The following is a 14,168-nucleotide window of genomic DNA, read 5'->3' as shown; positions in this document are numbered from 1 at the left end:
CGACGGCAGCGGCAAGCCCTTTGCTCTGCTGGTGTTTGAAGGATAGGCAAACGATTGCAAGGACTCGGCCATGCTGTTGCCGTCCTTGACAAAAGCAAAAGGACTACTCACGAATCGTAGTTGCGATTACGATACCGTCGGGTTCTGAATAGTCCTCATGAAAAAAACGCAACACTTCTTGCTTAGAATTGGGGACAGGTTGCGAAAGAAGAAAAATGAGTAGAAGAGAATTGGGAAAAAAAGACGGTTTAAATATACCCAAGCAGTAAAAAGAGTTGATGGCAAAACCTTGGTCGGAAGTTGCGGCGCAATACAAAAACTGTAAAACAGCGATTAGTGTTGCTTACAAGACAGGCGCATACAGCCAGCGATAAATGGGAGAGTTTGATTAATTGCATTCAACGATGATTGAAGCTATGGTTCGCAAGAACAGGAATTCTTGACTCTGTACCTGACCCCTTATGCTTTATGAGAAAACTCAGAAGCAGGAACTCCAGCCATTTCTCTCGAGCTACCAAACTTATCCAAGTTGGATCAAATTCAGCAATTCCTGCGTACTGATCTTACCGCTGATTTCACCATCCTCCAGCACGCTATCGGCAAGATCACGTTTGTGCTTGTGCAGCGACACGATTTGCTCCTCGATGGTGTTTTTCGTTACCAGCCGGTATACGGTGACGGGGCGTTGCTGACCGATGCGGTGGGCGCGGTCGGAGGCTTGATCCTCGACAGCCGGGTTCCACCAAGGATCCATGTGGATGACATAGTCCGCAGCCGTTAAATTGAGTCCTACGCCACCGGCTTTAAGACTGATGAGAAAGACATCGCCCTGTCCTGCCTGGAAGGCATCTACCCGTTGCTTGCGTTCCGCTGGCGGGGTTTGGCCGTCCAGGTACTGATAGTCGATGCCTTTTTCGTCCAGATAGCGACGAATGAGGTTGAGGTGATCGACGAACTGGCTGAACACCAAGGCTTTATGGCGATTATCGAGAAGCTCATCCATAACCTCGCCAAACAACGCCAGCTTACTACTCGAAAGGCCCAGCTCCGGCGCAACAAGCTGCACATTGCAGCAGGCCCGACGCAGCTTGGTGATTGCTGCTAATACTTTGAAACGTTTATCTTCCTCGGCTGCCTGAGTTTCGTTCAGCTCATTCAACAGCTTGCGGCGTAAGGCTTCGTAAAATACTGCTTCTTGCTCACTCAGTTCCACTTGCAGCTCGATCTCGGTACGTGGCGGCAGCTCATCCAGCACTTGTGTCTTAGTTCGCCGCAAGATAAAAGGTTGAATCATGCGTTTTAGCCGCTGGCGCGCTTCCCGATCCTGGTTGCGTTCGATAGGGCCCGCAAAGCGGCGGTTGAAGCTTTCCAGAGAACCGAGCAGGCCGGGATTGATGAATCGGAATAGATTCCAAAGCTCGCCCAGATGGTTTTCCACTGGTGTTCCAGTGGTGATGATCTTGAACAGGCCCTGGAGAGCCATGGCTTGCTGGGAACGCTTGGTTGCCGGATTTTTGATGAGTTGAGCTTCATCCAGTACGATGGTTTGCCAGGTAGGTGCGGTTAGGCATTTACCGACCGATTCCTGCTGCAATAGAGCATAACTGCAAATTAACAGGTCCATTGGACGTAAGCTCTCGATCAGCTTTTGCCGATCACCGCCGCCCAGGATGTGAACGTTGAGGGTCGGCGCAAAACGTTGCGCCTCGCTCTGCCAGTTCATGCAAACCGAAGTCGGCGCAACTACCAGTGTCGGCCCCTCGCTGGCGCGGCACAGGATCATGGTCAAGGCTTGCAAGGTCTTTCCTAAACCCATGTCATCGGCTAAGCAAGCTCCTACGCCCCAAGTGGCCAGCCGAAACAGCCATTCGAAGCCGTCGCGTTGGTAATCTCGCAACTCCGCCTGTAAAGTGGACGGGAGCTTCGGCTGGATTTGTTCTGCCTGGCGCAATCGCTTCAATTGCGCGCGCCAAGTGGCATCACCTTGGAACTCACCCACTTCTTCGGCGATTTCACCCATGACCGGTAACGCCAACGAATGGAGCCGCTGATCTTTGCCATGTTTTTCCGAATAAGCACGCAGATCGTCCAAGCGCTTCTTGAATGCCTCGGTCAGGGCCAAAAAGCGTCCTTCATCAAGGCGGATGAATTTGCCCTGGGCGCCTTCCGTCAATTCCAACAAGCGTTGCATATTCAACACTTGTCCATCGTCCAGCTTGAGCTCGCCGCTGACGCTGAACCAGTCACGCTGCTGCTTGACCTTAATGCTGAACTGACTTAACCCAGCCTGTCCCAGCACCTTGAATTTTTCTCCTTGCGGCCATTCGATCTGGGTCTTATCACCTGCTTTCTGCAGTTCCAGCAAAAACTCCAGGCTACTTTCAGTATCTGCCAGCAGCCAGTGAAAAGCGGTTACCTCTTGCGCCTGAGTGCCGAGACTGGGACAAAGCGCGATGAGTTCATTCGCCAGTTTTCGCTCCAGCTTGAGATCACGCAGGGTTTGCAGGCGCTTGCCACCGATTTCCGCAATCAAGCTGGAGCCACCGGAACCGGGGGTGCAATACGAACCCTGTTCGCCAAAGGGTCGGGTCAGGATAGCGAGGCGTAGTCCCTCGCCTTCTGGAATCAGTTGCACGTGGGGACGCGCATGAGCCGGGACTGTCTCGGCGGCAGCCAATTCTCCGCCACCGATGTCTGAATGGATGGTCACCAGGGCGGATACTGAACCCAGGCTGGCCAGAATGCGCTCTTGGGCGGAGACCGGAGCTTCGATTCCCTTACCGATGATTTCCGCGAGACGATGGTGCTTTGGCTTAAGTTCGACAATCTTGAGACGGGTCAGGCCATCTTCGGCCAGCACCACACTTTCTTCCTCATCGCACAACGGCCAGAATTCGATTTTGACTTGCTCGTCCTTAGGCTTTTTCTTGACCCGCAGTTCCGGCTCAGCAGCGACCAGCTCCACAGCGACGCCACTATCCTTCCATGACACATTGGGCGCGCCCACCATCGCTAGCCAGCCGCGGCTGGACAAGGCATAACCTCCTGTGTACGGGTCGGGAGCGATATGCGCGGCTACGCGGCGATCCTGCTCGGAAAAATAAGCTGTCGATTCTGCCATTTCAGCCACTTTCTTCATCGACAAGGGCTTGCCCTTACTCCAGCCGCCACTGGCATTGCGTTTCTGTTCCCGTGCCTCCAACGTGAAGCCAAGATAGGCGTGCCCGCGTGACAACAACCAGGCGAGACGATACTCGGCTGTTTCGTCCCGCTTACCTGTTGCCGTAGCACGCACCACGGTATTCTTGATGGCGTTCAGAGCGCGCTCCCAAGGTTCCTGGTATTGGATACGATTGACCAGCAGCCTGATACCCTTAGAGTGCTCGAAGGCCTCGGCCGCACTTTTCATGTCGGTCTGCCTCGGTTCGATGCGCGCGATCAGTGCCGCTAGCTCCGCTGCAAGCCAGCCATAACCGTAATGACTGGCTTGTTCCTGATAAGTCTTCGCTTGCGACAAATAGGGAGCTAATTTTGTAGCCTGCTCGTATTGATGGAGCAGCCACAAGCCGATCCAGAAAATCCAGGGGCTCATATGGCCATAGTGTAGAATCTGCTCAAATCGCATATTCAATTGTGTCAGCGCACCGGGCTGATCTCGTTCCAACGCTGGAACGGACTTCATCAGCATAAAGACTGAGTCAAAGGAGTGATCTTCAGGAACCATCTCCAGAAGTTTTTGAGCCTCATCCAGGTCGCCGGCTTGGTTGCGCTGAAACAAACCCAACACGAAGAAAAACCCCGTAACTCCCGGAAAGAAAAACCTGCGTTTAACTTGTCCTTTGCGCAGCAGGCTCAGACCTTCCCGATAATACCGCAGCGCATTGTCATGATCTCCTTCCAGTAGCAAAAGCAAACCATGATAGGTACGCTCACGGAAGCTGACCGGACAACGGGACAATGCAGCCTGCGCGGCCTGCATCTCACCCCTTAGAATCGAGATCAGGGTCAGGCATAGTAGCCAATCTTCGGGCACCGACGTAGCTGGTTCCTCGCATGCTTCGCGCAACAGATCGAAGGCCGCTGCCTCCTGCTCCCAACCTGCAGCCTGCTGCAACAAGATCAACGGCAAGGCAGGTTCTCTGATTTTTGCGGGTAAGCGTACAAACCAGTCACGCTCGAAGGGATTATCACAAACCATTGCGTAAATTGGCGCAGGTTCAGACCAGCGTTGGGGTAGACCGTTCCAGTAGGAATACTGCACCCGCCCCAGCATCTCAAACAAGCGATCAATGTAAAGCACGTCCGCCCGGTAAATACCGATGCGTACTTCCCGGATCAGTTCGTCATCGTCGCGGAACTGGATGTCATCCTTGGCGGTTTTCTGATAGGCTGTTTGCAAAGGTGCGGCAAGGTGTACCAGATCGACATAGCGTTCGAATGCGCCGCTTGCGACAAGTTCGCGCGTCACCAGTTCAACGATAAGCTTATTGCACCTTAGGCGTTGATTATTCCACGATGTTTTCTCGATTTTGAGCAGCCTGCTGTGCTGCAGACGCTCCAGCTTGATGTTAGCTGCCTCACCCGCACTCAAAATTCTGCGTAATGGCGTTGTAATCTGCGATTTGCTAAGCCCGCCCCAAGCAACTGCCAATAAATTAACTGCGGCCTGTTCCGAAGGAGTGCATTGATGATAGCTTTCAAATAGTTGCCGACGTTCTTCCTTAACTGAATTTGACATAGCCTAATCTTTAAGAAGCTTTTGTAGTTTTGACACTTTTAATTACTGTTAGCACCGAGTCGTCAATATTAAAGAGAATATAGAGTTGTGTTTTTTTTATTCCCATTAAGTCTGAAGGCCTTATAGCGAGAAAATTTGTGTCTACTGACAAATGTACACAAAAGAGAACACCGCCTAGCATGAAAACCCCTTCATGAGATCTAACTTTACTTGTATTGAGGTAAAAATAGCGTAGATTATGTCGTCGATTTCACTTAGTGAGTAATTTAGACATAAGACACTTAAAATAAACAAAATATTATATTACTTCAGCTTGCTTACAAATAAATCTAAACACAAGCTTGGTTCTATCACAACAACTTATCCTGCAGAAAATACCTGATTTATAGGGTATATGTGATAATTCATTTTGATGAAACGCATTCGATCCGAACCTGCTGCTCTGCCTCAACGCTGGCAGATCGACTGCCAGATCGAATACGGTTCTGTCTAAATTTCAGGGTCGCTTAATAACTGGTACTTATTGACACCTTTTCCACTATTTCAGGTTACGGAAGTGCAGGCTAGGCATGAAGGGCTTCAACAAACTCTTCGGTGGAAACGCCCGCCTGCCTTGAGCAAGCTAGCCAGCGTACCAATCTTCAACTCTCAATGGTTGGGAATAACGCAGCCAGACAAACCGCGACGCATGGCTATGTGGCTAGCACGTTGACGGGCGACGACGAAGCCGAGTCGTTCCAAGGCCTGCACGACCTCGGCACCAGATACAACCGGTAATTTAGACATTTTCTGGCACTTCGAACGTAGTCAGCAATGGTCGACCTGAAACAACAAGGGGAAATTCTTCGAAATATAGCTCTGTTGCCTCGCACAGATTGGCTAAAGCTTCTTCTGCGGTTTCGCCTTGCGTAGCCGTGCCGGTGTCAGGGTTGAATGCGACATATCCCCTTCCGGGACAAGGCTTAAAACGGCCGATAATTCCATAAATTTACTCCTTTGGTTGCAGGGTGACGAAATGCCTAACACCCTGCTTCAGCAGCGACGTTGCGAAAGCTTCGGCGTCGGTTGAAAGCGGTTGTTGGGCTGCTCTTAGAACGGGATATCATCCTCAAACCCTTTTACGTCTGGAGCTGTTGCGTGCTTCTTGGGACGATGAATCACGAACAGATTTTCGTTCGATTCGATCCAAGACCAACCGACTTCCGTAATAATCATAATGTCGTAGGGCTCACCATTGTAGTCGGTGTCCTCTCCAAGATCGACAAATCGCTTTGACACAAGACGACGAACACCAAGAGAAAAACCAACGTTAGTCAAACCAGACTGCTCCGCACTTCGTCTTACCGAGTAGAGGCTGGTGCTAGATCTTAGCAGAGATGCGTCACCGGCTACCAATGCAAGAAGGAGCAACTCAGGCTGAGATAGGCCTTCTAAAGTTGCTACCGGCTCTGACTCCGCTATTTTTTCCAATGCGGCTCCTCGTTCGATGAGCGCCTTTATCCGTTCAGTAAGGGTGTCACGGAGTTTATCGAAGTCACCTGGCGCCTTGACGAGGTACGAGATCACTGTGCGGTGTTGGATATCGAAAGGATATTTCTTACCGGTACGTTCTTCTGAGCAAACCATAACCACCGGGCGACCAGACGCAAACGCATAACCGAGTTCATACCAAACATTGGGGTTATCTGTGGTGATATCAGCGAGGCAAACGGCTGCTGAGCGAATGCCCTCCTCAATTGCGTCAATGGGAATATCTACTCTTGGGTCCTTATCTACGCGGTAGGCCTCGAGTCCTGCTGCTTCGATTGCCGGTTTAAAGACCTGCTCGAAACGCTTGTCGAACTTACCAGCGTCAAACGGCTGAATAACAAAGCAGGTTGCCATATTATTTTCTCGTTCAGGCCCAACGCTCGCCTTGAGGTACCGAGAAAAGCGCGCAGCGCTTTCTGAGGTCACTCTCAAAGGCGCTGTTATATGCTGTTCGCATTGGTGTCCGCTTCTGCTGCGTGGAACTTGTCGAACCAAACCCAGAGCTCATAGAAACCTGCGTCTTTCGGCAGTGGATTGCTTTTAATGAACTTCGCGCGCAGAAACTGATTTGTGCTTTATAAATAATCCAACTAAATAGTAGAGTGATGTAACCCAATTTAGCCCATGGTCTGTTTTTAGCGATCTCGTCATTGTAAATTCCTTAATTTCAACGAACCGAAAAATAGCCCAAAGATTGCTGCAATGCAAGACTTTAATCTGTGATCTTACAAAAGTATTTGCCTACTTTTTCTCTTTAGCCCGTGCCAGCGCTAATGCAAGCGCACTAACAGGCTCAGGTCTGCGCGAGATCTTTTGCTGTGCTTCACGTGACTGCCGTTTGCGTTGTTCATGAGGGCGGCGATCGCGGTTGTCGGCACTAGGGGAGGGAATGTCCGCTTTATCTTCCAGACGCATGGTCAGGCTGATACGCTGCCGGGCGGCATCGACCTCCAGTATTTTCACTTTAACGATTTGGCCGGGTTTGACGATTTGATGGGGATCCTTGACAAATTTGCTTGCCAAAGCGGACACATGCACCAGGCCGTCCTGATGCACACCGATATCGACAAAAGCGCCAAAGGCAGCCACATTAGTTACAACCCCTTCGAGGATCATGCCGGGTTGTAAATCCGCGAACGACTCGATACCCTCTTGAAAGAGGGCTGTTTTGAATTCCGGGCGTGGGTCGCGACCGGGTTTTTCCAATTCAGTCAGGATATCTTTAACTGTCGGCAGGCCAAAGGTGTCATCGGTAAATTCGTTGGGGGAGAGTTCTTTCACCACTTCCGGTCGACCCATGACATGTTCAATGCCTTTTTTCAGGCGCGCCAGGATGCGCTCGACCACAGGGTAGGCTTCCGGGTGCACGGCCGAGCGATCCAAGGGGTTGTCGCCGTCGTTGATACGCAAAAAGCCTGCTGCCTGTTCGAAGGTTTTTTCGCCGACGCGTGGTACCTTGCGTATCGTTTGACGATTTGGGAAGGGGCCATGGGTGTCACGATATTCCACAATGTTTTGAGCCAGTATGCGGTTCAAGCCGGAAACCCGCGACAGCAGGGGGGCTGATGCAGTATTGACGTCCACACCGACTGCGTTAACACAGTCTTCCACAGTGGCATCGAGCGAGCGCGCCAGGACGCGTTGGTTGACATCGTGTTGATACTGGCCGACACCGATCGATTTGGGTTCTATTTTGACGAGCTCTGCCAATGGATCCTGCAAACGCCGGGCAATGGACACGGCACCGCGCAGACTGACATCGAGATCTGGAAATTCGGCTGCGGCAAAAGCTGAAGCGGAATAGACCGAGGCACCGGCCTCGCTCACGACGATTTTGGTTACTTTAAGCTCTGGTTTTTGTTCTGCCACCAGCTTGATGACCTCGGCAGCCAGCTTGTCCGTTTCACGACTGGCAGTGCCATTACCAATTGAGATCAGTTCAACGCCATGGCGGACCACTAATTGTGTGAGGGTGGCCAGGGCTCCCTGCCAGTCATTGCGCGGCTGATGGGGATAAATCGTGTCTGTTGCCAGTAGTTTCCCGGTCGCATCGACTACCGCCACTTTGCAGCCGGTGCGGTAGCCAGGGTCAAGACCGAGTACAGCCTTGGGACCTGCCGGGGCGGCTAGCATTAATTCACGCAGATTTCGGCTGAAAATCTTGATGGCTTCCGCTTCGGCTGCTTCGCGCAATTGCAACAACAATTCGGTGCTGAGATGCAGGTGTGCTTTGACCCGCCATGTCCAGTGACAGACATCCCCCAGCCATTTATCGACATTTCTACCGCGATTTTCAATGCCGAAATGAGCCGCGATCATGGCGACACAGGGATGCGGTACCATAGTTTCAGCCGCTTCATCCAGACCGAGAACAATTTTGAGTACACCCAAGGCGCGGCCACGAAACAATGCCAGCGCTCGATGCGAAGGGATGGAGCGAATCGGCTCCGAATAGGCATAATAGTCACGGAATTTTTCTTCTTCTGCCATTTCTTTACCCGCTACAACCCTCGAAGTCACAATCCCTTCATTCCAGAGTTTATTTCGCAGGGCAGCGAGTAGCTCAGCCGTTTCGGCGAAACGCTCAGCCAGAATATCACGCGCGCCTTCGAGCGCGGTTTTCACGTCTGGAATGTTGATCGCTTCCACTCCTTCAGCGGCTGGCTGTACTTTGATGTATTTGGCTGCTTCCTGCTCGGGAACGAGCGTCGGATCGTGCAACAACGCATCAGCTAGCGGCTCCAGTCCTGCCTCACGTGCGATTTGGGCACGCGTGCGTCGTTTGGGTTTGTAAGGTAGATAAATATCTTCCAGCAGTTGCTTCGTTGCAGCTTGTTCGATGGCAAGACGCAGTTCATCGGTAAGTTTGCCTTGCTCCTCAATCGAAGCCAGGATCGTCATGCGCCGATCTTCCAGTTCGCGCAGATACTGAACACGTTCTTCAATTTCCCGCAGTTGCGTGTCATCTAGATTATTGGTTGCTTCTTTGCGATAACGCGCAATGAAAGGTACGGTTGCGCCGCTATCGAGCAGATTGATTGCCGCTGCTACTTGCGAAGGAGCAACGCTGAGTTCCTTAGCAATAAGCTGTACGATTTTTTGTTGTGTTTCATCTGAAAGTGTTTGTGTGATGGATGAGGTCATAGATTCTATTTTGCTGGGGAAGTTAAAAGCTGTGCGTATACTGATAACGCTTTGTTCGGTTGGAACTTGCTTCGTTAATTATCCTGAAAACGTTGCTGTATTGCCTGAATTTTATCGATATTGTTGAGCAAGGCATCGACACAATCCCGGTCCAGTTTATCACCGGCTAAATGTCGTAGCATAGCGAAAGCTTCTTCATTCGACCAGGCTGGTTTATAGACGCGACTTGAAGTTAATGCGTCGAATATATCTGCCACTGCGCTGATGCGGGCTTCAATGGGAATTTCTTCACCCTTCAGACTTTTAGGATAACCTGTGCCGTCGATTGCTTCATGATGATATTCAGCGATATTACGCAGGATATTGACATCACTAAAAGCGCCAAGATTAAAATCTGTGAGAATAGTATCAATGATTTCCCGGCCTTTTTCCGGATGGGTTTTCATGATATCGAATTCGCGTTCATCCAGTTTGGCTGGTTTCCGCAAGATACTGTCAGGAATGCCGATTTTGCCAATATCATGTAAAGGCGAAAACATGAAGATATGTTCGATTTGCTCATCACTGAGATGATAGCGCGGGGCTAATTCACGTGCGATCAAACGTGAGTAATGGGCAGTCCGATCGATATGTGAGCCTGTTTCTACATCGCGATAATGCTTCATGCTGCGGGCCGCTTTAACTGCCGACAGAAGGGTACGGATAGTCGCTAGCTCATTGATGACCACAAGCGCGACCAAATGGCCATAAATATCGAGTTGGCGTAGCACGGCGAGTACAAATGGATGGGATTCAAACGAATTGAAAAATAAGAAGCCAACAAAAACGTCGTTTTGGTAAAGCGGTAGGGTATAGCTTGCTTTATAACCTTTAGCTGCTATCAACTCTGTGTGTGGGTGAGCACCTTTCTTAAAAATTGCCAGGTCTTGTACGATCCGTGGACGGCGATGCTGCATGATTTCGCGTAATGAGGGGGCGCTATCAAGCGGTGCCTCATAGGCAATTAAAGGGCTTTCGCTACCGGTAGTGCTATGGATATAAGTCTTCAGTATGCCAGTTTTCTCATCGAGTAAGGCAATGGCTAGACGGTCGATAAACGGAAAATCTTCACGGATCAATTGATGTAAGAAATCTAATTTAGCAGACAGGGGCTGGCTCTCATGCAATTGGGCGAGTGCATCCTGATGTGAAAACAAATCCTCTTTCTTGGAAGTCATAGCAGCACTCCTTATGATACCAGGCTTTGAAATCTGCTGTGGTTCTATCAGCGTAAACCATTATGTCATAAGAGAATAACGGATCAAAAGGTAATAATTTTGTCATCAAGCAGTTCTATTATATTAAGACAACTGTTTGGGCGGTTGTTTTATGTCAACTAAAAATAAATGGCTGCGACAAATTGCCCTGCGGCAATTTGCCACATTCCAAGAGTGTTTTTTTCTTTCTACAATGCAAATCACGTGGTTGATTATTACCGTAACAAGTAATAACTGCAATCAAGGAGATGGAGATGTTTTTTAAACATAAAGTAATTAATTTGTATCAGATTCTGCTGGATAAGTTTCATATGAAGTTTACTGCAACCAGAAAGCAGTCATTAACAACAGACCAGAATAGCGTGAGTAAAGCCCTCGTTATTGTCAAACATATTGATATTGCGCCCGAGGATACGGTCTGGCATCGAAGCAAGTCACCAAGGTTTCAGCAGAATTAATTAATAGTGGAAGGTGAGGTAATAGCTACGTGATTTCTCACCAGTTAAGTAGAGAGAATTATTTATTTGACAGGAGTATGGAAAACATGTGCTGTATTGACATGTTTACATAAGAGCTAATGAAAATCCCAAAAAGAATTGAGCCATTGGTGGAAGAAGGTCTGATTGATTCAGTAATTTGCCAACTTATGAGTGGCAAAGAGGCGATGGTGTACGTTGTGCGTTGTGGCAGCGAGCTCCTATGTGCCAAAGTTTATAAAGAAACAAACAAACAAAATTTCCGCCAGAATGTAAGCTATACCAAGGGCAGATTGGTTAGAAAAGGGAGATCTCTGCATGCGATTCAAAGGAGAAGTCATTTTGGTCGTATGGCACAGAAAGAAGCGTGGCAAAGTACCGAAGTAGATACCATGTCTCATCTGATTACAGTCGGTGTGCCAACACCAAAATATTATAATTTTTTTGAAGGGGTATTATTAATGGAGCTGATTACTGATAGCAATGGTGATGTTGCTCCCCGGTTGAATGATTTGACATTGAGTCCTGCGCTGGCATGGATATATCATGATTTCTTAATCAGGCAGATTGTCCGTATGCTTTGCCATGATGTCGTTCATGGTGATTTATCTGAATACAATGTGTTAATCGGTAACCAAGGTCCTGTTATCATCGATTTCCCTCAGGCGATTTCTGCAGCAAATAATTACAATTCCCAAAGAATATTTAAACGCGATGTTAATAATATTACTGCCTATTTAAGCCGGTTTGCTCCAGAACTGGCATATACCGATTATGGTTCCGAGATTTGGTCTCTTTATCAGAGAGGAAAATTGCATTTGGACGTTAATTTGAGCGGAAATACTGAGGAGAAAACTCAACCGGTTAATTTAAATAGTGTTTTGGATGCTATTAACGTGACCTTAAAAAAGGAGATGGCTTGGCAAAAATACAAGCGGGAGCGTTGGACAAGTCGTCGACTACAACAGTATTGATATGAGCAATAGCCTCGATCACTAAATTAATAAGAGATATGAGCGCATCATTCTATTCTAAGGGCTGGGGTGTTGATCCAATCATTGCCTTATCAAACGAATAGTAAAGCATTATGATTTGACGGGATAGGCATTACCTGTTAATCTACTCAGTTCTGGCGCGGGGTGGAGCAGTCTGGCAGCTCGTCGGGCTCATAACCCGAAGGTCGTAGGTTCAAATCCTGCCCCCGCAACCAATCAAATCAAGCATTTAACCGATATCGTGTTAAGTGCTTTTTTCATTTAGTACGCTTGTGTAGGCTCTATGTAGGAAATTTTTCTCAATACTAAAAAGGACTACATGGCAACCATCACAGTGAACCCACTAGCAACATATCAGAAAAGATCGTAGTACAGCGTGATAATGGAAGGAATTATCATTCACTAGTGAGCTAATTGCCAACGCATCAAGTAGCCTAGCCGCGCTATTGATTCTTCACGGTCAGGTGAAACGGGGCGCTGGCTTAGTTACTTATTTGGCTGACTGGGGGTTGTGCAGGATTTTTTTGCGGTGTGTTGCGCGTTGAATATCTCGCACGGTTTCTCAACACTACGGTTCTGGTTATCTTTCTCTATCACTATCGCTCCTCTCTTATTATGGTTATCGATGAACCAAAACTATCTTCTATCTCTTGGTCAATCAGTTCAGTTGTCTAAACTGGTCTGATAGGATATAGACACAAACCCTAATTATTATATAAATGTATGCAATTGCATTATTGATATGACATTTTATCTTTAATAGCATACTCGTAGATAAAGCTGGAGCATTAATTAGCTCGGTGTTTACCTTTACTTTATGGCACATTTCAGTCCGCTTGCTTTATTCCGCTTATCTATTTAGCAGGCAATGCTTAAAAGAAAACAATTGTTCATCAGGGTCATAGCTTATTTTTAAGGTTTTACTATAAAGTTAATTGGGCTGTTTATTAAAGCATGTCTCGCTGGAGGGGTATTGTTGAGAAACAGGATGTACTTTATTTTTATGGACGCTTTTACCCCATGAATTCCGCTCATTATAGGAGATAATCATGAGTACTGGCAATGAACAGCAAAAAGAATATGATGCACAAGGATATGATCAAAAAGGATATGATCGACCAGGATATGATCGGGAAGGGTATGATCGACCAGGATATGATCGGGAAGGGTATGACCGACCAGGGTATGATCAAAAAGGATACGATCGACCAGGGTATGATCGAGAAGGATATGACCGACCAGGATACGATCGAGAAGGATATGATCGACCAGGATATGATCGAGAAGGACATGACGGGCAAGGAAAAGATCAGCAAGGAAATGATGGCCATAAACATGATGTTCATGAATCCGGTGGAATGAGTGGTGGGCCTGGCAGTAAAGACCAAGGCAGCAACGGCGAAAATAATAAAGATCAGGGCGGTAATGACCTTGGTGGTAAAGATAGCCAAGGTAACCTAGGATCCAATGGAACGAGTGGTGGATTTGGCAGTGAAGACCAAGGCGGCAAAAACGAAGGCAATAAAGATCAGGGCGGTAATGACCTTGGTGGTAAAGATAGCCAAGATAACCTAGGATCTAGTGGAATGAGTGGTGGGCCTGGCAGTAAAGATCAAGGCAGCAACAAAGAAGGTAATAAAGACCAGGGTGGTAATGATGTCAATGGTAACGATAGCCAAGGTAACCTAGGCGGTCAAGACAAAAATTACTATCAGAGGAATGTCGACACACGTCCAGATCAACCTTGCCATGGTGAGCAGGGGGCAGATAATTTTATTTTTCAGGGGATGGGAGACTGGGAAATTGACAACTTTGCTTGGCAGGAAGGCGATAGGCTGGATCTCAGTGGGTATGGTTTGACTCGTGATGAGATCGCTAGTCATGTCACAGATGTCACCATTCAGGCTGATACCTTGATCGTCAACTTTGGTGACGATGTATCGATTACGGTGGTAGGTCAACCGCCCACCTGGGATCACGTAATTTGCGCTCAGCTATTTTGATAGCGTATCAATAGAAAGGGAAACCT

The 14,168-nt window shown here is 48.3% G+C and carries 8 protein-coding genes and 1 tRNA gene; 4 read left to right on the top strand and 5 right to left on the bottom strand.

The features are described from left to right. Positions 1–520 precede the first annotated feature (520 nt). The 5 genes from AAW31_RS23775 to AAW31_RS14860 all read right to left on the bottom strand — a co-directional run bounded on the left by AAW31_RS23775 (position 521) and on the right by AAW31_RS14860 (position 10,629). Positions 521–2,020: a DEAD/DEAH box helicase gene (locus AAW31_RS23775; protein ID WP_392390536.1), complete on the bottom strand. Its 1,500-nt coding sequence runs from the start codon at positions 2,018–2,020 to the stop codon at positions 521–523. Between the two features lie 3,366 nt (positions 2,021–5,386). Next, positions 5,387–5,524, bottom strand: a complete 138-nt coding sequence (locus AAW31_RS22280; protein WP_200899645.1) for a type II toxin-antitoxin system HicA family toxin — start codon at positions 5,522–5,524, stop codon at positions 5,387–5,389. A gap of 303 nt (positions 5,525–5,827) precedes the next feature. Further along, on the bottom strand, positions 5,828–6,622 hold the full coding sequence (locus AAW31_RS14870; protein WP_046850827.1) for a TIR domain-containing protein: 795 nt from the start codon (positions 6,620–6,622) through the stop codon (positions 5,828–5,830). A 387-nt stretch (positions 6,623–7,009) separates the two neighbouring features. Continuing rightward, positions 7,010–9,412: a Tex family protein gene (locus AAW31_RS14865; protein ID WP_046850826.1), complete on the bottom strand. Its 2,403-nt coding sequence runs from the start codon at positions 9,410–9,412 to the stop codon at positions 7,010–7,012. Between the two features lie 74 nt (positions 9,413–9,486). Next, positions 9,487–10,629 (bottom strand): HD-GYP domain-containing protein, encoded by a 1,143-nt coding sequence (locus AAW31_RS14860; RefSeq protein WP_046850825.1) that lies wholly within the window; start codon positions 10,627–10,629, stop codon positions 9,487–9,489. 293 nt (positions 10,630–10,922) lie between these two features. Between AAW31_RS14860 and AAW31_RS14855 the strand changes: the two genes are divergently transcribed. The 4 genes from AAW31_RS14855 (at position 10,923) to AAW31_RS19195 (ending at position 14,142) form a co-directional block, all read left to right on the top strand. Continuing rightward, a complete protein-coding gene (locus AAW31_RS14855) occupies positions 10,923–11,126 on the top strand; it encodes a hypothetical protein (RefSeq protein ID WP_046850824.1) in 204 nt (67 codons plus the stop codon). A gap of 119 nt (positions 11,127–11,245) precedes the next feature. After that, positions 11,246–12,118, top strand: coding sequence for a PA4780 family RIO1-like protein kinase (locus tag AAW31_RS14850; protein WP_046850823.1), 873 nt, complete (start codon positions 11,246–11,248; stop codon positions 12,116–12,118). A gap of 159 nt (positions 12,119–12,277) precedes the next feature. Further along, positions 12,278–12,354: transfer RNA gene (locus AAW31_RS14845), tRNA-Met, on the top strand. An 834-nt stretch (positions 12,355–13,188) separates the two neighbouring features. Continuing rightward, positions 13,189–14,142: a hypothetical protein gene (locus AAW31_RS19195; RefSeq protein ID WP_144412988.1), complete on the top strand. Its 954-nt coding sequence runs from the start codon at positions 13,189–13,191 to the stop codon at positions 14,140–14,142. The last annotated feature ends 26 nt before the right edge of the window (positions 14,143–14,168 follow it).

The organism is Nitrosomonas communis (assembly GCF_001007935.1).
Classification (GTDB): Bacteria; Pseudomonadota; Gammaproteobacteria; order Burkholderiales; family Nitrosomonadaceae; genus Nitrosomonas; species Nitrosomonas communis.
This window is presented reverse-complemented; position numbering and strand designations above follow the sequence as displayed.

Bases quoted from the DNA above. Each gene is read 5' to 3' on its own strand.
- AAW31_RS14855 (WP_046850824.1), top strand. From the start codon at position 10,923: ATGTTTTTTAAACATAAAGTAATTAATTTGTATCAGATTCTGCTGGAT.
- AAW31_RS19195 (WP_144412988.1), top strand. From the start codon at position 13,189: ATGAGTACTGGCAATGAACAGCAAAAAGAATATGATGCACAAGGATAT.
- AAW31_RS14870 (WP_046850827.1), bottom strand. From the start codon at position 6,622: ATGGCAACCTGCTTTGTTATTCAGCCGTTTGACGCTGGTAAGTTCGAC.
- AAW31_RS14865 (WP_046850826.1), bottom strand. From the start codon at position 9,412: ATGACCTCATCCATCACACAAACACTTTCAGATGAAACACAACAAAAA.
- AAW31_RS14860 (WP_046850825.1), bottom strand. From the start codon at position 10,629: ATGACTTCCAAGAAAGAGGATTTGTTTTCACATCAGGATGCACTCGCC.
- AAW31_RS23775 (WP_392390536.1), bottom strand. From the start codon at position 2,020: ATGGGTGAAATCGCCGAAGAAGTGGGTGAGTTCCAAGGTGATGCCACT.
- AAW31_RS22280 (WP_200899645.1), bottom strand. From the start codon at position 5,524: ATGTCTAAATTACCGGTTGTATCTGGTGCCGAGGTCGTGCAGGCCTTG.
- AAW31_RS14850 (WP_046850823.1), top strand. From the start codon at position 11,246: ATGAAAATCCCAAAAAGAATTGAGCCATTGGTGGAAGAAGGTCTGATT.